A 26,271-nucleotide genomic window follows, 5' to 3' on the forward strand; every position below is an offset into this window, starting at 1 on the left:
ATAAGGAAAGTATAAAAAAAGGGAGCCAAACGGCTCCCTTTTCATCACTCACCTATACCTTCGAAAAACTCCTTCATCCGGGAGAAGAAGCCTGCCGATTTCGGGCTGTTCTCCTTGGATGAGAGTTGTTCAAATTCCTCAAGCAACTCGCGTTGCCGCTTGGAAAGGTTCTGCGGCGTCTCAATATCAATCTGGATATAAAGATCACCCACTGCCTGCTGACGCAAAACCGGCATACCCTTGCCTTTGAGGCGGAATTGCTTGGCGTTTTGTGTACCTTCCGGCACCTTCACGCGAGTCTGGGTGCTATCAAGCGTGGAAACTTCAAAATCTCCACCCAGTGCTGCCGTCGTCATCGAGATTGGAACCTTGCAGTAAAGATCAGCCCCATCACGCTGGAAGAACTCATGCGGCTTAACCGACAGGAAGATATAAAGATCGCCCGATGGCCCGCCACGCGTTCCGGCTTCACCTTCGCCAGCCAGACGAATACGAGTACCGTCTTCGATACCAGCCGGGATATTGACCGAAAGCGAACGCTCCTGCGTAACACGGCCCTGACCATGGCACTTGCCGCAAGGATCCTTGATGATCTGACCGCGACCGTTACAGGTCGGACAGGTCCGCTCAACCGAGAAGAAGCCCTGTGCTGCGCGCACGCGGCCCGAACCGGAGCACATGGTACAGGTGGTCGGCTGCGAACCGGCTTTTGCGCCCGTACCTGAGCATTCATCACAGGTGATGGAAGTCGGCACACGGATCTGTGCGGCCTTGCCGGAAAAAGCTTCTTCCAGACTTACTTCCATATTGTAGCGAAGATCGGCGCCGCGTTCGCGTCCGCCATTCGAGCGGCGGCGACCGCCACCCATCATCTCGCCAAAGATGTCTTCGAAAATATCGGAAAAACCGCCGGCGCCACCAAAGCCGCCGCCGAAACCACCGCCACCCATGCCGCCATTTTCAAAGGCTGCATGACCGAAGCGGTCGTAAGCTGCACGCTTCTGCGGGTCCTTCAGCGTTTCATAGGCCTCGCCGATTTCCTTGAACTTGCGTTCAGCATCCGGATTGTTCGGATTACGATCCGGATGATACTCCATGGCAAGCTTACGAAAGGCAGTCTTCAACACCTTATCGTCTGCTGTTCTCTCAACACCTAGAGCTTCGTAGTAATCGATCTTCATTAGTTCGTTATCCCGACGGCTGGATCGCATCCGTCTTTACGGTAGCGTCTCCACGGTCCTGTTTGACACAAATCACACCTCTGATCGAGTGGTATGACTGCTGGACTATTCTTGTTGTTTCTGTCCGTCCGGTGCAACCGTCCCGAAAATTCGCAAAAGCCCGGGACTGACGTCCCGGGCCTTAGCATTACGGACAAGGCTTACGACTTTTTCTTGTCGTCGTCGATTTCTTCGTAATCGGCGTCAACAACGTCATCGTTGGAAGAAGCTTGCTCACCACCGGCAGCACCACCTTCTTCAGCAGCCTGTGCTGCTTCATACATGGCCTGACCAAGCTTCATCGAAGCTTCGGCAAGGGTCTGCGTCTTCGCCTTGATATCTTCAGCATCATCGCCTTCAAGCGAGGTACGAAGGGCTGCGATTGCGCCTTCGATTGCCTGCTTGTCTTCAGCCGAAACCTTGTCACCATATTCCTTCAGCGACTTTTCAGACGAATGAAGGAGGCTTTCGCCCTGGTTCTTGGCTTCAACAGCATCACGACGCTGCTTGTCAGCTTCAGCGTTTGCTTCTGCGTCCTTGACCATTTTTTCGATGTCGGCATCCGAAAGACCACCCGATGCCTGAATGCGGATCTGGTGTTCCTTGCCGGTGCCCTTGTCCTTCGCGGACACATTGACGAGACCGTTGGCGTCGATGTCGAAAGTCACTTCAACCTGCGGCACGCCGCGTGGTGCCGGCGGAATGCCAACGAGATCGAACTGGCCGAGGATCTTGTTGTCGGCAGCCATTTCGCGCTCGCCCTGGAAAACGCGGATCGTCACAGCCGACTGATTGTCTTCAGCGGTCGAGAAGGTCTGCGACTTCTTGGTCGGGATCGTCGTGTTGCGATCGATCAGACGGGTGAATACGCCACCAAGCGTTTCAATGCCGAGCGAAAGCGGGGTTACGTCGAGCAGCAGAACGTCCTTGACGTCGCCCTGCAGAACGCCGCCCTGAATTGCAGCACCCATGGCAACAACTTCGTCCGGGTTCACGCCCTTGTGCGGTTCCTTACCGAAGAACTGCTTCACGACTTCCTGGATCTTAGGCATACGGGTCATGCCGCCAACCAGAACCACTTCGTCGATGTCGCCAGCCTTGAGGCCTGCATCCTTGAGCGCTGCCTTGCATGGCTCGACCGTGCGCTGCACGAGATCGTCAACCAGGCTTTCGAACTTCGAGCGCGAAAGCTTGATAGCAAGGTGCTTAGGACCGGTCTGGTCAGCCGTGATGAACGGCAGGTTGATTTCGGTCTGCTGAGCCGACGAAAGTTCGATCTTTGCCTTTTCAGCAGCTTCCTTAAGACGCTGCAGAGCAAGCTTGTCGTTCTTCAGATCGATGCCGCTTTCCTTCTTGAACTCGGCAACGAGGTATTCGACCAGACGCATGTCAAAGTCTTCACCGCCGAGGAACGTGTCACCGTTGGTGGACTTAACTTCAAACACGCCATCGCCGATTTCGAGAACCGACACGTCGAAAGTACCGCCGCCAAGATCGTAAACGGCAATCGTCTTGCCTTCGCTCTTGTCGAGACCATAGGCGAGAGCTGCAGCAGTTGGTTCGTTGATGATACGCAGAACTTCAAGACCAGCGATCTTACCGGCATCCTTGGTTGCCTGACGCTGAGCATCGTTGAAGTATGCTGGAACCGTGATAACGGCCTGCGTAACAGTTTCACCGAGATAGGATTCAGCGGTTTCCTTCATTTTCTGAAGGATCATGGCCGAAACCTGCGATGGCGAATATTTCTTGCCGTGGGTTTCGACCCATGCGTCGCCGTTGTCGCCCTTGACGATCTTGTAAGGTACAAGATCCTTGTCCTTTGTGACCATTGGGTCATCAAAGCGGCGGCCAATCAGGCGCTTTACGGCAAACAGAGTGCCTTCAGGGTTGGTGACAGCCTGACGCTTCGCAGGCTGGCCAGCGAGGCGTTCGTCGCTATCGCTGAAAGCGATAATCGAAGGCGTCGTGCGAGCACCTTCAGCATTTTCAATGACCTTCGCGCTTTTTCCGTCCATGACGGCAACGCAGGAGTTGGTCGTTCCCAGATCGATACCAATAACTTTAGCCATATTTCTCTCCATTCAGCAAACCGCAAAGACCTCTACCGAGCGTTCCATTAGCGGTTCCTATCGATTTCACAATGCCTGCTTCAAGGTGTGATGTCGGGAAGGATTTTTCAATCCACCCGGCCTTTTATCAAAGCCCTGTGCGAGGCGTATATAAGAAAGGCGGTTTTTCACTGCAAGTCACAAGCTATGTGACACAGAAAGATTTCTTCCTGACAGTTGTTCCAGTCACACAAATCAGACACTCACGAAGCCGTCGCTTTTACCAGCACGATATATAGCATCGATGAATTTCTGATTTGCCTTCGAGTTTTCCAGAGAAAACAGCAGCACGCCTTCGCCTTTCGTGGCTCGCACGAAGTTTTCGGCCTGAAGCTGGTAGTGGTTTGTATCGGAGAACGACCATTCGGTCGCTTCCGTATGACCGCCATTATAGAGCGTAATGCGGCCCTGACCATATTTACCGGTGTTAAAAGGTGCGTGAACTTCGATAAAGCCCTTGTCACCATGGAAAACCATGGTCTGACGAGCCGCGAGCTGTGTTGCGACATAAAAAGTAAGGTCGAAGCCATCAAATCGTGCCGACACATTCGCGTAACGATCAGTACCGAACTTCGGATCGAACTCGACCGATGCCTGAACCGAGAGCGGCTCTTTCTCTGTCACCATACGCGTAACAACGGTCGGATACACGCCAATATCCGGTAGCGCGCCACCGCCAAGTTCCGGCTGATTGCGCATATTGCCAGGATCATTGTTGAAATAGCTGAATGCGCCCTGCACATGGCGCAACGTTCCGATCGCGCCCTCAGCAAGAAGGTGACGCAGCTTGATCCATTGCGGGTGGTAATAGACCATGAAGGCTTCGGCGATTGTCACCTTATGTTTGTTGCGCGCGGCAATCAGTTGGTCGATATCCTCGGCTTTCAACGCAATCGGCTTTTCGCAGAGAACATGTTTGCCCGCTTCTGCAGCCTTCAGCGTCCATTCGATATGCTGCGAGGTTGGCAGCGGGATATAGACACCATCCACTTCATCACTTGCCAGCAATTCTTCATAGGAACCAAAGGCCAGCGGTGCGCCAAACCGATCGGCAACAGCACGCGCACGCGCCTGATCGCGACTGGCGATTGCATGGACCACGCCGTTATCGGAAGCGCAAAGCGCCGGAATAACCTGCGTAACGCCAATCTTGGCGGTGGAAAGAATACCCCAACGAAACATTCCAGTCCCTTTGCTCATTATGGTCTCAGCCTTCTTTGTCCCAGCTCTGAATAGTCAATTCAGGCCAGCATTCCAACGCCCGGCGAGCCTTGATTTCATATGTTTCGCGGTTATCGATGGCATGATTGGGCCGAATACGAAACGAAAAAATGTCATCCAGCCCAAAAGGAGCGTAAATATTGAGCGTGTTATCACTCGCCAATCTCACGCCCACGCAATGCGCTATTGCTACGTAACGCTCAATCGATTCGGATGCGCAACGAAGCGGCGGATAGGGCTTTCCGAAATGCTCTTCAAACCATAGATGAACGCGCGCCTGATTGCGTATCTCGACAGGCAGCGTATAGCCTTCAAAAGCCATAGCGCCCGCTTGAATAGCCGAATCTTCCGCACTCCATGAGAGATCAGAACCATCGAAGTAAGCGATGTCGATGTCTTTGATGCCATAGCCATGAGGGCGTCCGCTCAGCACATTCCATACAGAATTATAAAGCGCACCGGAAACGAGCCACCAATCTGGAAGGTTGAGACGGCGCGCGCGCGACAGTGCGGCCGATAGGATTGGAACAGCTTCGATTATTCTGCAAAAACGTTTTGTATGTACTGATTGCGGGAGGCCAGAATAGCGAAAATGATCCAAGTTCACGCCCCCAGAAAGCGGTGCTGCATCTCATACGATCCGCGAAAGAAATCGATAAATGCGCGCAGTGCCGGACGCATCTGACGACGACTTGGATAATAGAGGTAAAGACCCGCGAAAGGCTGGCACCAGTCTTCAAGTACCCTCACCAGCCTTCCATCCGCGAGCGCATCCCGAACGTGATCCTCAAACAGATAAGCGAGACCAGCGCCGTTTAGGATCGCATCGAGAATCAACCGGTCATCATTGAGAATAAGTGAGCCGTTGATGGCAATCTCCAGCTCTTCACCCGCCTTTTCAAACTCCCAGCGATAGATACGACCACTTGCAAAGCGATGCCTCACACAACGATGCTGCATCAGATCATTCGGATGTCTGGGGATCGTTGTCCTTTCGAGATAGGACGGTGAGGCAACAATCGCCGCACGCAGATCGCTTGTCAGGCGGGCGCAGATCATGTCGGCCTCAAGGCTCTCGCCAAGCCGCATACCGGCATCAAAGCCAGCTGCGACAATATCGGTGAATGCGCTTTCAACCGTCAGATCAAGCGTAATGTCGGGATAGGCTTCCGCAAATTCACCCAATCGCGGCGCAATGACAAATTGTGCTGCGATATGCGGCATCGTAATACGCAATGTCCCTGCAGGGCGCTCGCGCGCTTCAATTGCTGCACCCAGTGCCTGATGAATTTCCTCGAGCGCCGGAGCAAGCCGTTCCAGCAATTGCCGTCCGGCATCCGTGGGCGCAACGCTTCGCGTGGTGCGCGACAAAAGTCGGATGCCAAGACTGTCTTCAAGGGCAGCAACCGCATGACTGACTGCGGAAGGCGCAATCGACAATTCACGCGCCGCCCCTCGGAAACTGCCATGGGCAGCAACAGCGGCCAACACAGCCAGTTGGGAAAGCTGATTTCGATTCATTGTTCTAAAATATAGAATAACCCGTGAAAATAAATCAGTATTATCGAACGCCTGTTCGAGAGTTAGTTTCGGCCTTACCGGAAACCCTGTGTTTTCAGAGTTTCCGAGCTCCCCATATTTGAGAACTCGTCCCGAAAGGAATACCGATGAAAACGCGCAAGCTTGGCCAGGAACTGACTGTCTCCGCAATCGGCCTCGGCTGCATGGGCATGAGCTATGCCTATGGCGGACAGGACGAACAGGATGCCATTGCCACTTTGCACCGTGCCTTTGATCTTGGCATAACATTTTTTGATACGGCTGAAGTTTACGGCCCCTATGAAAATGAAAAGCTGCTGGGCAAGGCACTCAAATCAGTTCGCGATAAAGTAACGATTGCCACGAAATTCGGCTTCAAGATCGAGGATGGCAAGCCAGTTGGCGTCGATAGTCGTCCTGAAAATATTCGCGCCGTGGCCGACGCCTCTCTCAAGCGCCTCGGCATCGAAACCATTGATCTTTTCTATCAGCATCGCGTTGATCCGAATGTGCCGATTGAAGACGTCATCGGCACGATGAAAGATCTGATCGATGAGGGTAAGATCCGGACCATCGGCCTTTCGGAAGCAGGTGTAAAGACGCTGCGCCGTGCCCATGCCGTACACCCAATTGCGGCACTTCAGAGCGAATATTCACTGTGGGAACGCAATCCTGAAAATGACGTGCTGCCTGTTTGTGCCGAACTTGGTATCGGCTTCGTGCCCTATAGCCCGCTTGGTCGTGGCATGTTGACCGGCAAGGTGCGTTCGCAATCGGATTTTGCTGCAGATGATTTCCGCAAAACCTTGCCGCGCTTCCAGCCCGGCAACCTTGAAGCCAACAACAAGCAGGTCGATCTGATTGTCGAGATGGCTGGTGAAAAGCAGGTGACACCGGCGCAGCTCGCGCTTGCCTGGGTTCTTCATCAGGGCGATTTCATCGTACCGATCCCCGGTGCACGTAAGGTCAACCATCTCGAAGACAATGCAAAGGCCGCAGATGTTTCTTTGAGCAGTGACGAGCTAAATCGCCTGAACACGCTTTTCAGCTCAGACACGATTGCAGGCAAACGCTATCCCGATGCATTGCTGGCAACTACCGGCCTCTAAAGCTTTTGGCTTTATGCAAAAAAAGGCGGGGTAGCCCCGCCTTTTCGCGTTCACAGAATAAAACAAACGCAAAGATTTAAATGACCGCCCTCATAAAGTAGAAAAATCTAATAAGGCTTGTCATTCTTGCGGGTGCGTGCTTTTTGCGCCCTATGCAAACAGGAACCATCACGAAAGTGCTTGGCATATTTGCCATCGCCGCCGCTGCTATTGCTTGCTTCTCCCTCGTGGGGCTTGGCCTCATGTATGGGATGTATGGCGTCATCTTTATCGATGGCGTCGCGAGCATCTTTCTTCTTGCCGTCTGCTCGGCGATATTCTGGTTCTCGAAAGTTGACTGGAGAAAGCCCGAAGCAGCAGCCATCATGATTTCATTCATGTCGTTTACGGCCATGTTTTTCGACAGCCGCGGCAACCCTGTTTACAACCAGCCTTTGGTGTGGCTGTTCGGAAGCCCCGGCAGTCATCTTCAATTCAAAGAAATCGTCAGTCATGGCGGCGGTAGTACCGGCGTAAATTACGAGTTCCAGATCGTTAATCTCTATGGCGCAATCGAACGCACGATCAGCGGCTGGTTTGTGATTCCGTTCCGTTTTGTCGAATATCTGATCGTGCTTTCAATCGTCACCACAATCATCACCGTCGTAAGAAATCGCTCCGGGAGCAACTGGCTCCCTGACGATGCCAGACAATGATGGGCCAGAGAATAATTAGGACGGACGGGGACATACTTCCGGCCTTTAAAATCGATGCACTGCAATCATTTTACCGTTTTTAGAATGTGCTCAATGAGGGAAAACCACATGAAACGCTTCTCGCCTCGTGCGATCCTGTTCACGCTTCTCGCGGTCATTCTGCCGACCGCAGCTTTCGCGCAAACTGCCGATGAGGCCGATCCAAATGCTGCGATTGAAAAGATGAACGCCTATGTTTCGCTTCTCAACCGCACCATTCGCGCTTCGGAATCGCTCGACCGCTATGATAGCTGGGTCGACATGAAGAAGGGCCCGACCGGTAAGGAGCGCAATGTCTACGGCCTTTACTCGCTTTATGATGTTCGTAGTGAAATTGAAGCAGCCGAAGAAGCCACAAAGGCAGACCCAAAACTCCCTGCGCTTGATGAAGCGATGGTGAGCTATATTGCGATCTATCAGAAGCTTGCCCCGGTGGTTGAAAAGGCGAGCAAATATTACGACCGCAAGGACTATAAGTCCGACAAGTTTGCTGGTGCGAAGGAATTCCACAAACAGATCGCCGAATATGCGCCAGAGTTCACCAAAGAACGCAAGCATGTCGATGCGCTGTTAGGCGAGGAAAAGGCCAAAATCGATCTTGCCGAACTTGATGCGCTTGAAAAGGCCGAAGGCAAGAAGGCCAACTGGCAGGTTCGCAATGTCATGATGCGTGCCAATGCAGTTGTTGAACTGCTGCCGGAAAATGAAAAGCCAGTTGTCGATATGGAAGCCTTTGGCAAAGCCATGGACACTTACGCGGCCGCCGTTCGCGAAATGGACGATTACGCAACCGAGCATCCAAACTCGTTCCATGTTTTCGAATCCCGCCCTGCAAGCCTTTTGGGCAAGCTGCGCGATTTCCAGGAAAAACTGGAAAAGACCAAGGGCGATGCCCGCAAGGGTAATGCCGCTTCTGATCTTCAGTGGATTGTTAGTGATTACAACACCATGGTTTCGACATCGCAGAGCGCAACCATTTTCTCGAAGGATTAATCATCCCTTCCGATACAAAAAGCCGGGGCATCAACCCCGGCTTTTTTATTTGCAGGTCGAAAATTACATCCGACGCAACGCGCGGGGCGCGAGACTCAACAGACCAAGAAGCGTCATGATAAAGCCCACCCACAGCGGCGCATGAAGGCTATATCCGGATTGAAGCGCCAGACCACCTGCCCATGGCCCAAGGCCCAGACCGATGTTGATGACAGATGCGTGCATCGCATTGACCAGCGCGCCCGGATGCGCAATCCGCATGACGCGGGCAATGAAAGCGGGATTAAGCGCAATGCCCGTAAGACCAATCATGACGATTGCCAGCATGGTTGCAAATTTCAGCTCCGCAAAGAGTGCAAAGATCAGCATTGCCGCCAGCATGATCAGAATGCCGATAAAGATAGTCGCAATCGTATGACGGTCCGCAAAGCGACCAACAATGTAATTGCCGATGATGTTTGCAGCGCCATAAACCGCCAGCAAATAAGGCAGTTGCGCTTCCGGGAAGCCAGCTAGTTTCGCAGTAATTGGCGAAAGATAGCTATAAACCGAGAAGGAGGCACCGATCACCAGGGCACTGGTTGCATAAGCTGCCCATAACCGTGGCTTGCGCATTTCATTCAGCTCTGAACGCAGATTTACTTCCGAATGATTTGGCTTTGCTTCGATTTTGAGCGCAATCACCAACGCACAAAACAGCACCAGCACCACAATCGCCCAGAAGCTTGCCCGCCAGCCGAAAGCGTTGGTGATAGCGGTTGCCAGCGGCACACCCAAAACAGTGCACAGCATAAGACCTGCAAAGACCAGCGACGATGCACGACCACGTAATTCAGGCACGACGAGCTGCGCAGTGATCGCCAGCATCAGGCCGAAACTTGTCGCCGCTGCCATGCCGGTGAAAACACGCGCTACCAACATCACATGGAAATTGCTGGTTGAGGCAGCCACACTTTGCCCCACAGCATAAAGGATCAGAAGCAATAGCAGCCCGCGCTTATTTTCAATCTTCAGCGCCAGAAATAGCATTGTCACCAGCGGACCACCTATCGTCATGCCGAGAGCATAGACCGAGATGAGATTACCAATATCGGAAATCGAGCGGCCAAAAGCCTCCTGAAGTGCTGGCATCATGCCGGAAATCATCAGCTCGGAAGTGGTCAGTGCAAAGACGCCAAGCGTCAGGCAATAAACCACCAGTGGGATTGCACGCGCCTCGCTTGAAGACGCAGAAGCCCCTTCCGCCGTGATGGCAGAATCACACACTTCGTTCATGGGACGAATCCTATTTATATAGTCGATACTACATAATTCATATCGCCTTGCTCCGGAGCGTCAAGCAAATTATATAAGGATGACTACAGAAAGGGCGAAAAATGGTTCCGCGCGGCCGACCGCGCAGTTTCGACCGCGATACTGCGCTGGAAAAAGTCATGAAAGTCTTCTGGGCAAAAGGCTATGAATGCGCCCAGATCAACGATTTCACATCGGCGATCAGCATCACGCCGCCGAGCTTTTACGCAGCATTTGGCAACAAGGAGCAGGCGTTTCGCGAAGCTGTGGACTATTATAGCCGCACGATTGGCGCCACTCCTTTCGAGGCACTCGAAAATGCGCGCACCATTCAGGACGGTATGCGGCAATGGCTGGAACTCAGCGCCGACAGCGCCTTTGCGTGTCCTGCTGGCGGATGCATGATCAGTGTCAGCTCTATCCAGTGCAAACCTGAAAATGCCGATGTGAAGGCGTTCCTTCAGGGTGTTCGTCACACAAATCATGAGCGGCTTTCACAGCGTCTGAAGCGCGCCATTGCAGAAGTCGATCTGCCAGAAAAAACTGACATCGCGCAAATGACCGAATTTTATCACATGATCCAGCAGAGCATTTCTTTTGAAGCCCGTGATGGCAATTCCCGCGAAGCTGTACAGAAGATCATCGACATGGCCATGCTTGCCATGCCTGCGCGTGCGGCTGTCCCCGCATGAGTGGCACGATATCCGCCGTTCTGATCCATGTCGGCGATGTTGAGACGGCAATCGAGTGGTATCTCAAAGCCTTTCCGCAAGCTGTTCTCAAACATCTTGAAGCGTTTGATTTCAGCTATCTGCAGATCGGCGATGTGGATCTGGAAATTGTTCCGGCAGATGAAAAAGTTTCATCGGGTGCTGCGGGAAGTGTTGTCTATTGGCACGTCGAGGATTTCGATGAAATGCTTGCGCATTTGATTGCCATTGGCGGCACGCTTTATCGCGGGCCGCTCGATATTCAAGACGACATGCGCATGTGTCAGGTCAAAGACCCATGGGGCAATTGTATCGGTTTACGAGGTTAAAAAAGCCCCGCTAAAAGCCGGGCTTTTTGTTTCATTCTTATCCGCGAAGAACGCCGCCGGTCTGCTTGGTGACATTTGCGATCACCTGCTTTGCCAGTGCTTCCAGATCTTCGTCGGTCAGCGTGCGATCCTGTGGCTGCAACAACACTTCAACCGCAATCGACTTCTTGCCTTCACCAAGCGAAGCGCCTGTGAAGACGTCAAACACCTGCACGCCGGCAATCAGCTTCTTGTCAGCCGACGAAACGGCCTTCACGACGTTACCGGCTTCAACGCTTGCATCCACGACGAAAGCGAAGTCACGCTTGAGGCTCTGGAACTGCGAGAGGCTCAGAGCTGGCTTGGTGCGGGTTGCCTTTGCCTTCGGCTCAGGAATGGCATCAATATAGACTTCAAAGCCGCAAAGCGTGCCTGAAACATCAAGCGCTTCCAGCGTATCAGGGTGAAATTCACCGAAATAACCCAGAACCACCTTCGGTCCGAGCTTCAGTGTGCCCGACCGACCCGGATGGAACCATTCCGGACCACCGGCTTCGATCTGGATGCGATCAACCGGCGCGCCAGCCGCTTCAAGGGCAGCCAGGGCATCAGCCTTGGCATCAAACACACCAACGGGTGCTGCATTGCCAGACCAGAAACGGCCCGAGCCTTCAACACCAGCCGTGCCACGACGGACACCACCGGCCACACGACGCTGCTGTTCCGGCTTGTCACCTTCATAAATGCCAGACACTTCAAACAGTGCCGTATCACCAAAACCGCGATCCGCATTGCGTTGAGCAGCAGACAGCAGACCCGGCAGAAGCGATGGGCGCATATCCGACATATCGGCTGCGATCGGGTTCGCCAGCTTCAGTTCCGGCTTGCCACCGCCAAAGGCTTTGGCCTGCGCTTCGGAAATGAAGGAATAGGTCACAGCTTCCATCATGCCGCGCGAAGCAAGTGTGCGACGTGCCAGACGCGTACGGATCTGCAATGTCGTCAGAATACGGCCATTCACCGTGCCAAGGCCCGGCAACGGCTGTGGTTCGATCTGATTGATGCCATGGATACGCATGACTTCTTCAACGAGGTCGGCTTTGCCTTCCACGTCACCACGCCATGTTGGCACGGTTGCCTTGATGACCTTGCCGTCGCCTTCAGCGCCGAAGCCAAGACGCTTCAAAATGTCGAAAGATGCGTCATAGGAAACATCGATGCCGGTAAGGCGCTTCACTTCCGTAACCGGAAAATCGATCACGCGTGCGGTCGGTGCCGTGTAACCAACCACGTCGAGAACTGTCGGCTGACCGCCGCAGAGTTCGAGCACCAGCTTGGTTGCAATTTCCGCACCCGGAATCATCATTTCAGGATCGACGCCACGCTCAAAGCGATAGCGTGCATCGGTGACGATGCCCAGTTCGCGGCCCGTACGTGCGATTGTGCGCGGGTCCCAAAGAGCGGATTCGATCAGCACATCGACAGTGTTTTCATCGCAGCCCGAATGCTCACCGCCCATGATACCGGCGATCGATTCGGGGCCGTTTTCATCGGCGATCACGTACGTGCCCGGCTTGAACTTATATTCGCGCTGGTCGAGGCCGAGAATGGTTTCGCCATCCTTTGCCGCGCGCACTGTCAGATTGCCCTTAACTTTGGCCGCATCGAAAACATGCAGCGGACGGCCCTGATCAAACGTCACATAATTGGTGATGTCCACCAGTGCATTGATCGGGCGCAGACCGATAGCCTTCAGGCGCTGCTGCATCCATTTCGGGCTTGGGCCGTTCTTGACACCCTTGACCATGCGCAGTGCGAAGCCGGTGCAGAACGGGTTTTCGGCATCCTGATCGAGAATGACCTTAACCGGTGTCTCGCCTTCGCCCTTTACAGGTTCAGCATCGAGCTTCTTGAGCGTGCCGAGGCCCGCGGCTGCCAGATCACGGGCAATGCCACGAATACCAGTGCAATCTGCGCGGTTTGGCGTCAGACCGATTTCGATAATCGGATCATCAAGACCCATATAGGCGGCAAAGCTCGTGCCGACCGGAACATCGTCCGGAAGGTCGATAATGCCATTATGTTCATCAGAAAGTTCCAGCTCGCGCTCCGAGCACATCATGCCAAAGCTCTCAACGCCACGGATTTTGCCAACCGAGAGCGTGACATCAAGGCCCGGAACGTAATCGCCCGGACGACCCAGAACACCAACGAGACCGGCGCGCGCGTTCGGAGCACCACAAACAACCTGAACCGGCTGGCCTTCGCCCGTATCAACCGAGAGAACGCGCAGCTTGTCGGCATCCGGATGCTGAACTGCCGTCAAAACCTTGGCAACTTTGAAGGCCCTGAAAGCAGCGCGGTCATCGACCCCATCCACTTCCAGACCAATATCGGTCAGCTTTTCGACGATCTGATCGAGCGTCGCATCGGTTTCAAGGTGATCCTTGAGCCAGGAAAGCGTGAATTTCATGATCGTGTTCTTTCCTAAATTTCAGCGTTTAAGCACTTCGACCACGCGAAAGCGCTCGCAAAGCAATTCCATATCAAGGGAGAAGCCGCCGTTGCGGCGAAAATAGGCCTCGTGCCCCTTTCGCCATTCTTCCAGCGGGCCTTCGCCCTCCTGTTCCGCAAATGTGGCATCAACCTCATCGAAGCGGCGGACCGTCAGCTCTACTGTTTCGATCACCGCGGCAGGTTGACCAAGACCATCCAGAACCACATCACGACGTCCGACGACCGGCATCGGCTCGCTGTCTTCACCGAACGAGGCAAGCGCGGCACAGGTCGCAGTCTTGCGACCTGCCAATACGAGCGCAAGCAACTCATCGGCGAGTTCCGGCGAATCGCCAAAGGCAAAAGTCACCGCATCGCGATAAGGTTCGGGCAGTTGCGTCATGCGCTCAGGCCACCAAACAGCGTTGGCAGATCGAGCGGACGGAACCCGTAATGGTTGATCCAACGCACATCGGCATCAAAGAAGGCACGCAGATCAGGCATTCCGTATTTCAGCATGGCGATGCGGTCGATACCCATACCCCATGCAAAGCCCTGATAGACGTCCGGGTCATAACCCGAAGCGCGCAGCACATTCGGATGCACCATGCCGCAGCCGAGAATTTCGAGCCAGTCCGTGCCTTCGCCGAATTTCACATGCGGGCCGGAACGGTCGCACTGAATATCAACCTCAACCGATGGCTCGGTGAATGGGAAGAAGCTCGGACGCATGCGCATCGTGACGTTCGGCACTTCAAAGAAAGCCTTGCAGAATTCTTCCAGCACCCATTTCATATTGGCGACATTAGCCGACTTATCGACGACCAGACCTTCGACCTGATGGAACATCGGCGAATGAGTGGCGTCGGAATCCATGCGATAGGTCTTGCCCGGAATGACGATGCGGATCGGTTCGTCACGGCCTTCCTTATCGCGAATGGCTGCGAACTTCTCCATCGTGTGCACCTGCACCGGCGAGGTATGCGTACGCAATAGCTTGCGCTCGCCCTTCTCGTCTGGATTGAAGAAGAACGTGTCGTGCATCTCACGCGCCGGGTGGCCTTCAGGGAAGTTCAGCGCCGTGAAATTGTAATAGTCGGTCTCGATATCCGGACCTTCGGCAATCGAGAAACCCATATCCGCGAAAATCGCGGTGATTTCATCGATAACCTGAGAAATTGGGTGAATGCGGCCACGCGATGCGGCGCTTTCGCGTACCGGCAAGGTCACATCGACTTTCTCACGCTCAAGGCGCGCTGCAATGGCTTGCTTGCGCAGCTCTGTCTTGCGTTCAGTGAGCGCTTCGGTGACGCGATTCTTCAGGCCGTTGATGGCAGGACCCTGCGCCTGACGCTCTTCCGGTGTCATGCTGCCCAGCGTCTTCAGCTTTTCAGAGATAGTGCCTTTTTTGCCGAGTGCTGCAACGCGCACCGCTTCAATCGCCTGCTCGTCGCTGGCAGCAGCGATTTCGCCCATGATCGTTTGTTCGAGTTGTTCGAGATCGCTCATTGTCTATATCCCTGTCGCGCTGAACGCGCTCCACGCCTCTTGGTTTACATCCCTCTCGTGTCCAGGGGACACTCGACGCCTCTTGGTCGCGCCATTGGCGCCAGATACGAAAGAAAAACCCGCGCCAGCCGAGCCAGCGCGGGTTCCCCAAATTCAAAATATCACTTGGGAAGGGCTGGCTTAGCGAACAGCGCCTTCAAAAGCGTTTGGCGTCTCGGTGTTCTTGAGGTACTCGAGAGCCTTCTTTGCCGACGCAACCAGCGCACCGAACGCATCAGGTTCATGGATTGCGATGTCGGAAAGAACCTTACGGTCGATTTCGATACCTGCCTTAGCAAGACCGTCGATGAAACGACCATAGGTCAGGCCCTGTTCACGAACAGCAGCGTTGATACGCTGAATCCAGAGAGCGCGGAACGTACGCTTGCGATTCTTGCGGTCGCGGTAAGCATACTGCTTCGAACGATCTACAGCAGCCTTAGCAGTGCGGATCGTATTTTTACGACGACCACGGAAACCCGAAGCCTGGTCGAGAACTTTTTTGTGCTTGGCGTGGGCGGTAACGCCGCGTTTTACACGTGCCATGATATGATCTCCTTAGAGGATAGACGGCTTAGAGGCCGTTAGGCAGGAACTGTTTTACGATCTTCGCATCTGCGTCCGAGAGCACCATGGTGCCGCGTGCATCGCGAATGAACTTGTTCGAGCGCTTGATCATGCCATGGCGCTTGCCTGCAGCCGCAGCTACAACTTTGCCAGTGCCAGTAATTTTGAACCGCTTCTTAGCAGCCGATTTGGTCTTCATCTTGGGCATTTTGCTACTCCTTTGTTTAGTCCCCGTCGTGCTTGCAACACTCCACGCCTCTTGTTTGAAAAGGCGTCCGTCCTGCAAAAGACCGGAACTCTGTTTTACTTCCAGACCGACCAAGTCTGAAAAGCATACGAAACCGCCACGGCATGCCCTGCCGGGCGGTTCGAACGCGGCCTTATAGGCTTAAAGGCCAGAAAACGCAATGCCTGAATCAACGTGAATCAGGCTGAATCGTGCCTCAAACTCAATAAAGTCGCAGCAGAACCGGTAATGTACCGATGTCCTGAAGGTACTCAATGAATTCAAAGAACGGATAGGCCACAAAGAACACCAGACCATCTGTAAAGGTCCGATACAGTCGATCAGGCTTTACCCTGAGCTCATCATCATCGCGGAACAGTGAAAAGCTTGGAAAGAATCGCGGCACGCGTGCACAATAATCCTCGTATGGTTTGCCGAAGTTGGCCTTGAGGAACTTCTCTTCCGTGCGAATGACAGTTGAAAAAGCCAGATAGCAAAGCACACCAAAGGCCAACGCAATGATAATGCTGCCCGTCTGCGCGCCGATACCGATCGCGCCGATGCTGCTGAACACATAAAGCGGATTACGCGTCATCGAATAAGGACCGGTCTGCACGATCTCGGCACTTTTGCGACCACCGATATAAAGCGTGCACCACATGCGTCCGAGAATGGCCGCAACGATCAAGCTTATGCCGAATGATTCGATATATTCATGCAAATGCCCAATTGACCGCGAGCGCACAAAGAACAGTGCGACAACAAGAAGTCCGATAAGAAGAGCAATCGCAAGACGGCGTCTTTGCTGATATTTGCCCAGTTCGCCCAATGTTTTCATGGTTTTCTCTGAAAGTGGGGTGATTCTGGAAAAAGAAAAACCGCCCGAAGGCGGCTTTTCAAAGGCGGGAATTTACAATCAGCGCGGAGCCAGAACCATCATCATCTGGCGGCCTTCGAGCTTTGGCTCGGATTCCACCTTGGCGATTTCGACGGTATCTTCTTTCACACGCAGCAGAAGCTTCATTCCGAGCTCCTGGTGGGCCATTTCACGGCCACGGAAACGAAGTGTTACCTTGACCTTGTCGCCTTCTTCGAAGAAACGCTGTGCAGCCTTCATCTTCACTTCATAGTCATGAGTGTCGATGTTCGGTCGCATCTTGATTTCCTTGATTTCGACCGTTTTCTGCTTCTTGCGGGCTTCGGAGGCTTTTTTCTGATTCTGATACTTCAGCTTGCCGAGATCCACGATCTTGCACACAGGTGGTTCAGCGTTTGGCACGATCTCAACGAGATCGAGACCCGCTTCTTCTGCCATCGCAATGGCGTCCTGCGTCGGGATACTGCCGTGGTTATGGCCTTCGGCATCAATAAGCTGGACCCGGGGAACCCGGATATCACGGTTGGAGCGCGGTCCGTCTTTCTGGACCGGCGTCGCTCTGAACGGTCGGCGAATGGTCGTTATCTCCTGATTATTAACGTCATAGGCGGTTTAATTTCGTTGCCCGCGACGGCATTCCCCCATCAAACCCCTGTTTAACGCGGAAATGTGGTCAAGCGAGCGGTAAAGTCAATAGCATCTTTGACTGGGAAAATCACCCCCGACGAAGAAAGAAGTATTTCGGGAGTGTAAAGCGACATATCGGTCACATTCCTCAATATTTCAAGGGAGTGGCCAGTCGAAAGGTTTTCTCTGACGGGCAGAAATGGCAAATGAAAAGAATTTGATAGAGTGCCTGCCAATTCAGGAGACCAAGCATGAGCGCAGCTGAACCCGATTTTATTGATGTCGATGGCGCCAAAATCGCAGTCCGCAACCGTGCGGGACAGGTTGCTCCCGGCATTGTCTGGCTTGGTGGCTATCGCTCTGACATGCTTGGCACCAAGGCTGTTGTTCTTGATGAATGGGCTGAAAAGACAGGGCACTCCGCTCTGCGTCTTGATTATTCAGGGCATGGTGAGTCGGGCGGCGACTTCAATCAGGGCACAATCTCACGTTGGCTGAATGAAAGTCTCACGGTTTTAGACAAATATGCGGAAGGCCCGCAGATCCTCGTCGGATCATCCATGGGCGGCTGGATTGCGTTGCGCATGGCGCAGGAACTGAAGAAAGCAGGCAAGTCTCCTGCCGGGATCGTTCTGATTGCCCCGGCCCCGGACTTTACTGCCGAGCTTGTCGAACCATCGCTGACCGACAAACAGAAAAAAGATCTGATGGAACAGGGCTATTTTGAAGAGCCTTCAGAATATTCGCCGAACCCTTACATCTATACCCGCGCATTGATTGAAGACGGTCGTAACAATCTTGTGCTTAAGGGCATTATCGAGACCGGTTGTCCGGTGCATATCCTGCAAGGGATGCAGGATGAGGCTGTGCCTTACCAACATGCGCTTAAGCTCGTTGAACATCTGCCGGTTGATGATGTAACGCTGACGCTGGTTCGCGATGGCGACCATCGTCTTTCGCGCCCGCAAGACCTGGAACTGCTGATCCGCACCGTCTCGGCCCTCGCCGAACGTATATCTTTCGGAGACTAAGTCATGCGCTTTTCGGTTTTTGCGTCTTCTGCGGTTGCTGCCATTGTCGGCTTTGGCAGCACGCTGGCGCTCATTGTAGCGGCGGCCAATGTGCTGGGCGCAACGCAGGCCGAAACAGCAAGCTGGGTGACGGCAGTGTGTCTGGCTATTGCTGGTTCATCTGCATGGCTTAGTGTGCGCTACAAAATGCCGATCATCGCGGCGTGGTCCACACCCGGTCTGGCACTGATCGGCGCAAGTGTCGGTTTTACCATGCCTGAAGCCGTGGGCGCTTTCATCGTAACAGCTCTTGCGCTGATCCTCACCGGATTGGTCCGTCAGCTTTCAACGCTTGTTTCACGCATTCCGGCATCGGTTGCTTCGGGAATGCTGGCCGGAGTGTTGCTTAGCTTCGTCATTGCAGCTGCAAAATCTGTCTCGCTTGATCCGAGTTTCGTTCTGCCGCTGGTAGCGCTTTTCTTCATCATCCGCCTGTTCAATCCATCACTCGCCGTCATTGCCGTGCTCGTACTCGGCATGGCTTATGCGCTGTTGACAGGACGCATTCCGCAATTGCCTGCGCCAGAGATCTCGACACTCACGCTGATCTGGCCAGAGTTTCACATCGGCGCCATGATCGGCATCGCTCTTCCGCTTTATCTGGTGACGATGGCGTCTCAGAACCTTCCGGGCTTTGCCGTATTACGAGCATCCGGCTATGAGCCACCAACCAGCGCCGCCCTAAGGGTAACAGGGATATTCTCTCTGCTGACCGCCCCCTTTGGTGCAGGGACCAGCAATCTTGCCGCCATTTCAGCCGCCCTTTGCACCAATCCGGATGCCCATCCCGATCCGACCAAGCGCTGGATGACCGGGCCCGTTTATGCGGCATTCTATGTGGTCTTCGCTTTATTCGGCGCTTCGCTGGTGGCAATCTTTGCCGTTCTGCCTGCAACGCTGATTGCACTGGTGGCAGGCCTTGCTCTCATGGGACCGTTTATCAATGCAATGTCGCTGGCACTTAAGCATGAAGAAGAACGGCTGGCTGCTATCGTAACCTTCACTGTCACCGCCTCCGGTATTGCCTTTTTCGGCGTCGGCTCAGCCTTCTGGGCATTGATTGCAGGTCTTGGAGTGGCAACGCTTGAACATTTACGGAAAAAATTTCCGAGATAATCACATTGCTTAGCTCTCGCATGGCGGGAACAGGCCCACAACATTCTTGAAAAGCCGCAATTGGTTTACCACGTCAAATTCAAGCCGCGAGACTAAGCGAACGGCCCTCAGAGCGGCCAATTTCTGAGATACCGATATAAACCGCTCTGTCTATTTGCTTTGGCGCATTATTCCACGCAAATCCGCTTCGCACTTTTGCTGGAAATGCTTTTAAACTGACGGAGTAGACCATGACAAATTCTGCATTGATCCGCCCCGCATGGACACCAGCGACAATTGCGCTGATGGTGCTGGGCTTTGTCTTCTTCTGGCCGCTTGGCCTCGCCATGCTCGCCTATATTATCTGGGGCGACCGCCTCGGTGATTTCAAACGCCAAGTTAACGAGAAGACCGACTCAATGTTCGGCTCTTTCCGCAACTGCGGTAAAAGTGAAAGCTTCGGCTTTGGCGGCACGACAGGCAATGCCGCTTTCGATGACTGGCGCCGCGAAGAACTCGACCGTCTGGCTGAAGAACGCCGCAAGCTTGAAGAAGCCCGCGCCGACTTCGAAGCCTATGCGCAGGAACTTCGCCGTGCCCGTGACAAGGAAGAGTTCGAGCGTTTCATGAATGAGCGTCGCGCCAATGGCAAACGCACGCCAGCAAAGACCGACAGCAACGATGTCACGGATATTTGACCGCTAAATTATTGCTGTAATACCTGTAACGACGCGGGTTAGTCCCGCGTCGTTTTGCTTTGAACGTCAAAAATTTCTGGCTTTTTTCGCGAATCACTTATTTTTAAGGAATGGGCTTTTCCTTATTTCGTTCATCGAAGGCTAAACAGTCGGCGACAGTCAGAAGCGAACGCATTCATGCGGTCGCAGGGCGTGAATTGCCTTTGCGCGTGCTTGAAAACCCGCGCGCCAAACGCCTGACACTTCGGATCGAGACCGGCGGTAAGGGTCTGCGTGTTACAATTCCACCGGGTTTGCCCGACCGCGAAGTGCAGAGTTTTTTGATCCGCCATGAAGGCTGGATTGAAAGCCGCATTGCAAAATTGCCCGATCAGGCTGGCCTTCGTGTGGGTGTGAAAATACCCATTCGCGGTGTGCCGCATCTCATCACCCATCAGCCCGGACGTGGCACGGTGGATTTGCTGGAAGGCAATATTCTGCTCGTTCATGGCGACCCCGCACATCTTTCGCGGCGTGTCGCCGATTACCTCAAGCGCGAAGTCAAACGCGACATCGAGCAACTGGTTGCCCGTCATACGGCAACCGTGGGCCGCAAAGCCAAGGCGGTCCGGTTCAAGGATACCAAAAGCCGCTGGGGATCGTGTACTTCCGATGGCGTGCTTTCCTTCTCATGGCGCATCGGCATGGCCCCGCCGCCCGTCATCAACTATCTCGTCGCCCACGAAGTGGCGCATCTGATCGAGATGAACCATGGGCCGAAATTCTGGAAACTCTGCCAAGAGCTTTGCCCCGATACCGAGCGCTGCAAAGCATGGCTCAAGCGCAATGGCAGCGCATTACAGGCTATCGACTTTACATGACATCAAATATTCAAAATGCCGCCCGGGTGCTATGGGATTACCATTGCATCTATGACGAACTTCAGACCGCCGATGTCATTATCGGCTTAGGCAGTTATGATACCCGCGTCGCAAAACATGCGGCCGATCTCTACATGCAGGGCCTTGGCACCTGGCTCATGTTCACTGGCCATAGCGGTAACTGGACCAAAGGGCTCTACAAGGCATCGGAGGCCGAAGCCTTTGCGGAAATCGCAATTGCTGAAGGCGTGCCGGAAAGCGCCATCATCATCGAGCCAAAAGCGACCAATATTGGCGAAAACATCCTTTTTTCGCGCGAAAAGATGGTGCCAGGTGCCATCAGTCCGATTTTCGTCACCAAACCACAGACGCAACGCCGCGTGCGTGCAACGGTTGACCGGCAATGGCCGGAAGCCAAGGCTTTTGTCACAGCACCCGCTACATCTTTCGAGGATCAGCCGACAACGGCTCACGGATTCGAAAAGCTGGTCCGTGAAATGACAGGCGATTTGCGGCGCATTCTGGAATATCCGGCACTGGGTTTTCAGATTGCGCAGGCAGTTCCCCTTGAGGTCATGGAAGCGTATGATACCCTGATCGCACAGGGTTATGATGACGCGCCAGCCGAAACAGCGCCGGGAACGGCTTGAGTCCCGTCGCAATATGTGCGACGGAAACGCCATGGTTTTTGATATAAAAATATGCGGTCTCAAAACGCCTGAAGCAGTCGATGCTGCTCTCGATGGCGGAGCGACGCATATTGGCTTCATCTTCTTTCCAAAGAGCCCACGCCATCTTACCCCCGCTGATGCAGGGCGTCTGCGTGAAGCAGCAAAAGGCCGCGCCAAAGTGGTTGCTGTGAGCGTTGATGCGGATGACGAAACGCTTGATGAAATCGTTCGCGAATTAAAGCCTGACATGTTGCAGCTGCATGGCCATGAAACGCCTGAACGCGTGGGCTTTGTGAAGAAGCGCTATGGCCTGCCGGTGATAAAGGCTTTTGCAATTCGTGACGCGCACGATCTCGAAGTGATCGCGCCTTATAAGGGTATCGTAGATCGCTTTCTCTTTGATGCCAAACCGCCGAAAGGTTCAGACCTTCCCGGCGGCAATGGTGTATCCTTTGACTGGACATTGCTCGACGCGCTTGACGAAAGTGTCGATTACATGCTTTCCGGTGGACTGAACGCGGGCAACATTGCCGAGGCGCTGCAAAATACGCGTGCGCCGGGTATCGATGTATCGTCCGGCGTAGAGCGCGCACCTGGCGAAAAGGATGTGCGTCTTATTAGAGAATTCTTTCAGGCTGTGTCTGATGCCAGACAAATAGCCTGCACATGACGGAGTGGCAGCATTGAACAAGCCGGTTGAACCCAATTCCTATAAGACAGGCCCGGATGAAGAAGGCATGTTCGGCATTTTTGGCGGACGCTTTGTCGCCGAAACGCTAATGCCGCTGATCCTCGAATTGCAGGAAGCCTATGATACGGCAAAGAGCGATCCTGAATTTCAGGCCGAGCTTTCCGATCTTTCGACCTATTATGCCGGTCGCCCTTCCAAGCTTTATTATGCTGAAGGCCTGACCAAACATTTGGGCGGCGCGAAGATTTACTTCAAGCGCGAAGACCTGAACCATACCGGCAGCCACAAGATCAACAATTGCCTCGGCCAGATCCTGCTTGCCAAGCGCATGGGCAAGACCCGCATCATCGCTGAAACCGGCGCTGGTCAGCACGGTGTTGCATCGGCAACCGTTGCAGCCCGCTTCGGCCTGCCTTGCGTGGTCTATATGGGTGCCACCGACGTTGAACGTCAGAAGCCAAACGTCTTCCGCATGAAACTGCTGGGTGCCGAAGTAAAGCCTGTCACGGCTGGCAACGGCACGCTCAAAGACGCCATGAACGAAGCACTTCGCGACTGGGTCACTAATGTTGAAGACACCTATTACCTGATTGGCACCGCTGCTGGTCCGCATCCTTATCCGGAACTCGTGCGCGATTTTCAGTCGGTGATTGGCGTGGAAGCGCGTAAGCAGATTCTTGAACAGGAAGGCCGTTTGCCGGATGTGATCGTTGCTGCCGTCGGCGGCGGATCGAACGCAATTGGCCTGTTCCATCCGTTCCTTGACGACGCATCGGTCAAGATCGTCGGTGTTGAAGCTGGCGGTCGCGGTCTTGATGGCGTTGAGCATTGTGCCTCGATGAGTGCAGGCAGCCCCGGCGTTCTGCATGGCAACCGCACCTATCTGCTGCAGAACGAAGATGGCCAGATTCTCGAAGGCCATTCAGTTTCCGCAGGTCTCGACTATCCGGGCGTTGGTCCTGAGCATTCATGGCTCAAAGACAGCGGCCGCGTTGACTATGTGCCGATCCTCGACGACGAAGCGCTTGAAGCTTTCCAGCTTTGCACCCGCGTTGAAGGTATTATTCCAGCGCTTGAATCCGCTCATGCGATTGCGCAAGCCGTGAAGATGGCACCAAGCATGGGCAAGGATCAGGTGATGATCGTCAATCTGTCCGGTCGCGGCGACAAGGACGTTCACACGGTCGGGCAGCTGCTCGGCATGGAAATGTGAGGATTGCATGAGCCACGCTGTTGTCGACACAAATGCTTACAGACCGCGGGCCGCATGGTTCGACGGACTGACGGAGTGTGGTTCGGCAACAATCAAGCTCAGCATCATTGAAGCCGATCCTTCCAATCCGCTTGCAGAAGCGGCTCGTGGTATCGCCCGCAGACAGATCGCATCGGTTGCAGAAAAGCTTGAGCATACGCCGCATCTCGGCGCTGGTTTTGCTATTCTGCATCAGGGTGAAGAAAGCCTGTGGCTTCTTCTGCACTGGTGGCTGGAAGGTGGCATCGCAACACAGATTCTCTGGCAGTCCGAACTCGGCGACGAGATTGACTTCATGCCCGCACAGCCTTTGTTGATGGCCTGCGTATGGGAACTGGGGATCATCGACTTTGAACGGCGCGCCTGGATGGAGACGGTTATGTCCGGTCAATCCACCGCCGATTATCTTACGCGCATTTTGCCACGGGGCACGGTATGACCACACGCATCGACACCAAATTTGCAGCGCTCAAGTCCGAAGGACGTCCAGCACTGGTCACTTATTTCATGGGCGGCGACCCGGATTATGCGACATCGCTTGCCGTCATGAAGGCTTTGCCGAAAGCAGGCTCGGATGTGATTGAGCTTGGTATGCCTTTCTCCGATCCGATGGCCGACGGCCCTGCGATTGAAGCTGCTGGCCTGCGTTCACTTGCAGCCGGGCAGACACTGAAGAAGACCCTGCAGCTGGCAGCCGATTTCCGCAAAGAGGACGACACAACGCCAATCGTCCTGATGGGTTATTACAACCCGATTTACATCTATGGCGTCGAGCGTTTCCTTGCTGATGCCAAGACGTCCGGCGTTGATGGTTTTATCATTGTCGATCTGCCGTCCGAAATGGACAAGGAACTGTGCATTCCGGCCACTGAGGCTGGCCTCAACTTCATCCGCCTGACCACGCCAACCACTGACGACAAGCGTCTTCCAAAGGTACTGACCAACTCGTCGGGTTTCGTCTATTACGTCTCGATGAACGGCATCACCGGCTCGGCAATTGCCGATACGGCGCGAGTTGCGGATGCTGTGCGCCACATCAAGAAGAGCACCGATCTGCCGATCTGTGTGGGCTTTGGTGTAAAGACGCCTGAACAGGCTGCAGCCATTGCTGAGGCTGCTGACGGCGTTGTTGTCGGCACCGCTATCGTCAAAGCAGTCGCGGGCGAACTCGATGAAAATGGCAAGGTGAAGGGTGATCCGGCAGCTGCTGTCACCAAACTTGTCAGTGCATTGGCAGCAAGTGTTCGCGCAACACGCCTTGAAGCTGCCCAATAAATCGTCCATTTAAGAAGTTAGAGCATGTCCCCCAAAAGTGGGAACCGGTTTTCCGGCGACGACATGCGTTAAGATAACGAGTTAAAGAGCGTCGTGTGAATTCGATAAACGCGACGAGCTTTAGAGTTTTTTGAAGAACAAGAAACGGAACCAAACGTCATGAACTGGATCACCAACTACGTTCGTCCGAAGATCAATTCGATGCTCGGACGTCGCGAGATGCCGGAAAACCTTTGGATCAAAGATCCATCGACCGGTGAAATGGTGTTTCATAAAGACCTTGAGAGCAATCAGTTCGTGATCCCCGGCTCGGGCCATCACATGCGCATCAAGGGCAAGGACCGTCTGCGTTTCTTCTTCGACAATGGCGAATACACGACGCTGGAAAGCCCGAAGGTTCCAACCGATCCGCTCAAATTCCGCGACGAAAAGAAGTATATTGATCGCCTCAAGGACTATCGGTCGCGCACCGGTATGGAAGATGCGATCATCAATGGTCTTGGCACGATTGAAGGTCTGCCGATTGTCGCGACCGTTCAGGATTTCGGCTTCATGGGCGGCTCGCTCGGCATGGGTGCTGGCGAAGCCATCATTCAGGGCTTTGAAAAGGCCATTGAGCTAAAGCGTCCACTGGTTCTTTTTGCAGCTTCGGGCGGCGCCCGTATGCAGGAAGGCATTCTGTCGCTCATGCAGCTGCCACGCACCACTGTTGCCGTGGAAATGCTCAAAGAAGCTGGCCTGCCTTACATTGTCGTTCTTACCAACCCAACAACGGGTGGTGTGACCGCTTCCTACGCAATGCTCGGTGATATTCACATTGCAGAGCCGGGCGCACTGATCGGCTTCGCCGGTCCTCGCGTGATCGAACAGACCATTCGCGAAAAGCTGCCTGAAGGCTTCCAGAGCGCTGAATATCTGATGGAACATGGCATGGTCGACATGGTCGTCTCGCGCCTTGAGCTGAAGTCAACCATTGCACGTCTGCTCAAAATCATGACCAGACAGCCCGCCAATACCGATGCTCCGGTAGCAGCACCTTCACCAAAGAAGCCAGAAGCTGACAGCAAGGCGGCGTAATCG

The 26,271-nt window shown here is 54.0% G+C and carries 29 protein-coding genes; 16 read left to right on the forward strand and 13 right to left on the reverse strand.

The genetic code is table 11. The features are described 5' to 3' along the window. Positions 1 to 44: 44 nt before the first annotated feature. The 5 genes from dnaJ to QSJ70_RS08305 form a co-directional block, all read right to left on the reverse strand. Positions 45 to 1,181 carry a molecular chaperone DnaJ gene (gene dnaJ, locus QSJ70_RS08285; protein WP_007872706.1) on the reverse strand — a complete coding sequence of 379 codons (1,137 nt, stop codon included), beginning with the start codon at positions 1,179 to 1,181 and terminating at the stop codon, positions 45 to 47. A 200-nt stretch (positions 1,182 to 1,381) separates the two neighbouring features. After that, positions 1,382 to 3,292 (reverse strand): molecular chaperone DnaK, encoded by a 1,911-nt coding sequence (gene dnaK / locus QSJ70_RS08290; RefSeq protein WP_007872704.1) that lies wholly within the window; start codon positions 3,290 to 3,292, stop codon positions 1,382 to 1,384. A 234-nt stretch (positions 3,293 to 3,526) separates the two neighbouring features. Continuing rightward, positions 3,527 to 4,513 (reverse strand): Gfo/Idh/MocA family protein, encoded by a 987-nt coding sequence (locus tag QSJ70_RS08295; RefSeq protein WP_215776652.1) that lies wholly within the window; start codon positions 4,511 to 4,513, stop codon positions 3,527 to 3,529. 25 nt (positions 4,514 to 4,538) lie between these two features. Next, positions 4,539 to 5,153: a nucleotidyltransferase family protein gene (locus tag QSJ70_RS08300; protein ID WP_285535715.1), complete on the reverse strand. Its 615-nt coding sequence runs from the start codon at positions 5,151 to 5,153 to the stop codon at positions 4,539 to 4,541. Positions 5,154 to 5,155: 2 nt separating this feature from the next. Continuing rightward, positions 5,156 to 6,073, reverse strand: a complete 918-nt coding sequence (locus QSJ70_RS08305) for a LysR family transcriptional regulator (protein ID WP_113485524.1) — start codon at positions 6,071 to 6,073, stop codon at positions 5,156 to 5,158. Between the two features lie 146 nt (positions 6,074 to 6,219). Between QSJ70_RS08305 and QSJ70_RS08310 the strand changes: the two genes are divergently transcribed. From QSJ70_RS08310 to QSJ70_RS08320, 3 genes are all read left to right on the forward strand, one after another. Then, on the forward strand, positions 6,220 to 7,200 hold the full coding sequence (locus QSJ70_RS08310) for an aldo/keto reductase (RefSeq protein WP_215775868.1): 981 nt from the start codon (positions 6,220 to 6,222) through the stop codon (positions 7,198 to 7,200). A gap of 176 nt (positions 7,201 to 7,376) precedes the next feature. Next, positions 7,377 to 7,895, forward strand: a complete 519-nt coding sequence (locus QSJ70_RS08315) for a hypothetical protein (protein WP_285535717.1) — start codon at positions 7,377 to 7,379, stop codon at positions 7,893 to 7,895. Between the two features lie 108 nt (positions 7,896 to 8,003). Further along, entirely contained in the window at positions 8,004 to 8,927 is a 924-nt protein-coding gene (locus QSJ70_RS08320) for a YiiG family protein (RefSeq protein ID WP_112804518.1), read from the forward strand. Between the two features lie 63 nt (positions 8,928 to 8,990). Here QSJ70_RS08320 and QSJ70_RS08325 read toward each other — a convergent pair whose 3' ends face one another. Further along, positions 8,991 to 10,202: an MFS transporter gene (locus tag QSJ70_RS08325; RefSeq protein ID WP_215775866.1), complete on the reverse strand. Its 1,212-nt coding sequence runs from the start codon at positions 10,200 to 10,202 to the stop codon at positions 8,991 to 8,993. A gap of 158 nt (positions 10,203 to 10,360) precedes the next feature. Between QSJ70_RS08325 and QSJ70_RS08330 the strand changes: the two genes are divergently transcribed. Both QSJ70_RS08330 and QSJ70_RS08335 read left to right on the forward strand, forming a co-directional pair. Beyond that, positions 10,361 to 10,912 (forward strand): TetR/AcrR family transcriptional regulator, encoded by a 552-nt coding sequence (locus tag QSJ70_RS08330; RefSeq protein WP_285535721.1) that lies wholly within the window; start codon positions 10,361 to 10,363, stop codon positions 10,910 to 10,912. Continuing rightward, positions 10,909 to 11,259 (forward strand): VOC family protein, encoded by a 351-nt coding sequence (locus QSJ70_RS08335; RefSeq protein WP_079212502.1) that lies wholly within the window; start codon positions 10,909 to 10,911, stop codon positions 11,257 to 11,259. Before QSJ70_RS08330 ends, QSJ70_RS08335 begins: the two co-directional genes overlap by 4 nt. Before the next feature lie 37 nt (positions 11,260 to 11,296). Here QSJ70_RS08335 and pheT read toward each other — a convergent pair whose 3' ends face one another. The 7 genes from pheT to infC form a co-directional block, all read right to left on the reverse strand. After that, the gene (gene pheT, locus QSJ70_RS08340; protein WP_215775864.1) at positions 11,297 to 13,711 is read right to left on the reverse strand and encodes a phenylalanine--tRNA ligase subunit beta; all 2,415 of its coding nucleotides are present in this window, start codon (positions 13,709 to 13,711) and stop codon (positions 11,297 to 11,299) included. A gap of 21 nt (positions 13,712 to 13,732) precedes the next feature. Next, entirely contained in the window at positions 13,733 to 14,137 is a 405-nt protein-coding gene (locus QSJ70_RS08345; protein ID WP_200635642.1) for an ASCH domain-containing protein, read from the reverse strand. Next, positions 14,134 to 15,243 (reverse strand): phenylalanine--tRNA ligase subunit alpha, encoded by a 1,110-nt coding sequence (gene pheS, locus QSJ70_RS08350; protein ID WP_215775863.1) that lies wholly within the window; start codon positions 15,241 to 15,243, stop codon positions 14,134 to 14,136. The genes QSJ70_RS08345 and pheS overlap by 4 nt, the downstream gene beginning before the upstream one ends. A 180-nt stretch (positions 15,244 to 15,423) precedes the next feature. Then, a complete protein-coding gene (rplT, locus tag QSJ70_RS08355) occupies positions 15,424 to 15,828 on the reverse strand; it encodes a 50S ribosomal protein L20 (RefSeq protein ID WP_007872656.1) in 405 nt (134 codons plus the stop codon). Positions 15,829 to 15,856: 28 nt separating this feature from the next. Then, positions 15,857 to 16,057: a 50S ribosomal protein L35 gene (rpmI, locus tag QSJ70_RS08360; protein ID WP_007872654.1), complete on the reverse strand. Its 201-nt coding sequence runs from the start codon at positions 16,055 to 16,057 to the stop codon at positions 15,857 to 15,859. Between the two features lie 241 nt (positions 16,058 to 16,298). Further along, complete coding sequence (locus tag QSJ70_RS08365) at positions 16,299 to 16,913, reverse strand: methyltransferase family protein (RefSeq protein WP_064322267.1); 615 nt, start codon at positions 16,911 to 16,913, stop codon at positions 16,299 to 16,301. A 78-nt stretch (positions 16,914 to 16,991) separates the two neighbouring features. Beyond that, complete coding sequence (gene infC / locus QSJ70_RS08370) at positions 16,992 to 17,468, reverse strand: translation initiation factor IF-3 (RefSeq protein ID WP_374844440.1); 477 nt, start codon at positions 17,466 to 17,468, stop codon at positions 16,992 to 16,994. Here infC and QSJ70_RS27745 point away from each other — a divergent pair. From QSJ70_RS27745 to accD, 11 genes are all read left to right on the forward strand, one after another. After that, complete coding sequence (locus tag QSJ70_RS27745) at positions 17,421 to 17,612, forward strand: hypothetical protein (RefSeq protein ID WP_374891498.1); 192 nt, start codon at positions 17,421 to 17,423, stop codon at positions 17,610 to 17,612. The two genes, infC and QSJ70_RS27745, sit on opposite strands and share 48 nt — an antisense overlap. A 218-nt stretch (positions 17,613 to 17,830) precedes the next feature. Continuing rightward, positions 17,831 to 18,610, forward strand: a complete 780-nt coding sequence (locus QSJ70_RS08375; RefSeq protein ID WP_112813120.1) for an alpha/beta hydrolase — start codon at positions 17,831 to 17,833, stop codon at positions 18,608 to 18,610. Positions 18,611 to 18,613: 3 nt separating this feature from the next. After that, positions 18,614 to 19,765 carry a benzoate/H(+) symporter BenE family transporter gene (locus QSJ70_RS08380; protein WP_215775860.1) on the forward strand — a complete coding sequence of 384 codons (1,152 nt, stop codon included), beginning with the start codon at positions 18,614 to 18,616 and terminating at the stop codon, positions 19,763 to 19,765. 230 nt (positions 19,766 to 19,995) lie between these two features. Next, positions 19,996 to 20,442 carry a DUF2852 domain-containing protein gene (locus QSJ70_RS08385; RefSeq protein ID WP_215775859.1) on the forward strand — a complete coding sequence of 149 codons (447 nt, stop codon included), beginning with the start codon at positions 19,996 to 19,998 and terminating at the stop codon, positions 20,440 to 20,442. A 110-nt stretch (positions 20,443 to 20,552) separates the two neighbouring features. Next, entirely contained in the window at positions 20,553 to 21,302 is a 750-nt protein-coding gene (locus QSJ70_RS08390; protein ID WP_064322264.1) for a M48 family metallopeptidase, read from the forward strand. Further along, positions 21,299 to 21,952, forward strand: coding sequence for a YdcF family protein (locus QSJ70_RS08395; protein ID WP_215775858.1), 654 nt, complete (start codon positions 21,299 to 21,301; stop codon positions 21,950 to 21,952). Before QSJ70_RS08390 ends, QSJ70_RS08395 begins: the two co-directional genes overlap by 4 nt. Positions 21,953 to 21,983: 31 nt before the next feature. Then, positions 21,984 to 22,643 carry a phosphoribosylanthranilate isomerase gene (locus QSJ70_RS08400; RefSeq protein WP_215775857.1) on the forward strand — a complete coding sequence of 220 codons (660 nt, stop codon included), beginning with the start codon at positions 21,984 to 21,986 and terminating at the stop codon, positions 22,641 to 22,643. A 13-nt stretch (positions 22,644 to 22,656) separates the two neighbouring features. Continuing rightward, positions 22,657 to 23,877 carry a tryptophan synthase subunit beta gene (gene trpB, locus QSJ70_RS08405; RefSeq protein ID WP_007872625.1) on the forward strand — a complete coding sequence of 407 codons (1,221 nt, stop codon included), beginning with the start codon at positions 22,657 to 22,659 and terminating at the stop codon, positions 23,875 to 23,877. Positions 23,878 to 23,884: 7 nt separating this feature from the next. Further along, a complete protein-coding gene (locus QSJ70_RS08410; RefSeq protein ID WP_215775856.1) occupies positions 23,885 to 24,355 on the forward strand; it encodes a hypothetical protein in 471 nt (156 codons plus the stop codon). Further along, positions 24,352 to 25,191: a tryptophan synthase subunit alpha gene (gene trpA, locus QSJ70_RS08415; protein ID WP_007872619.1), complete on the forward strand. Its 840-nt coding sequence runs from the start codon at positions 24,352 to 24,354 to the stop codon at positions 25,189 to 25,191. Before QSJ70_RS08410 ends, trpA begins: the two co-directional genes overlap by 4 nt. A gap of 159 nt (positions 25,192 to 25,350) precedes the next feature. Then, positions 25,351 to 26,268 (forward strand): acetyl-CoA carboxylase, carboxyltransferase subunit beta, encoded by a 918-nt coding sequence (gene accD, locus QSJ70_RS08420; protein WP_007872617.1) that lies wholly within the window; start codon positions 25,351 to 25,353, stop codon positions 26,266 to 26,268. Positions 26,269 to 26,271: the final 3 nt, after the last annotated feature.

It is taken from the genome of Brucella sp. NBRC 12950 (genome assembly GCF_030268145.1).
Classification (GTDB): domain Bacteria; phylum Pseudomonadota; class Alphaproteobacteria; order Rhizobiales; family Rhizobiaceae; genus Brucella.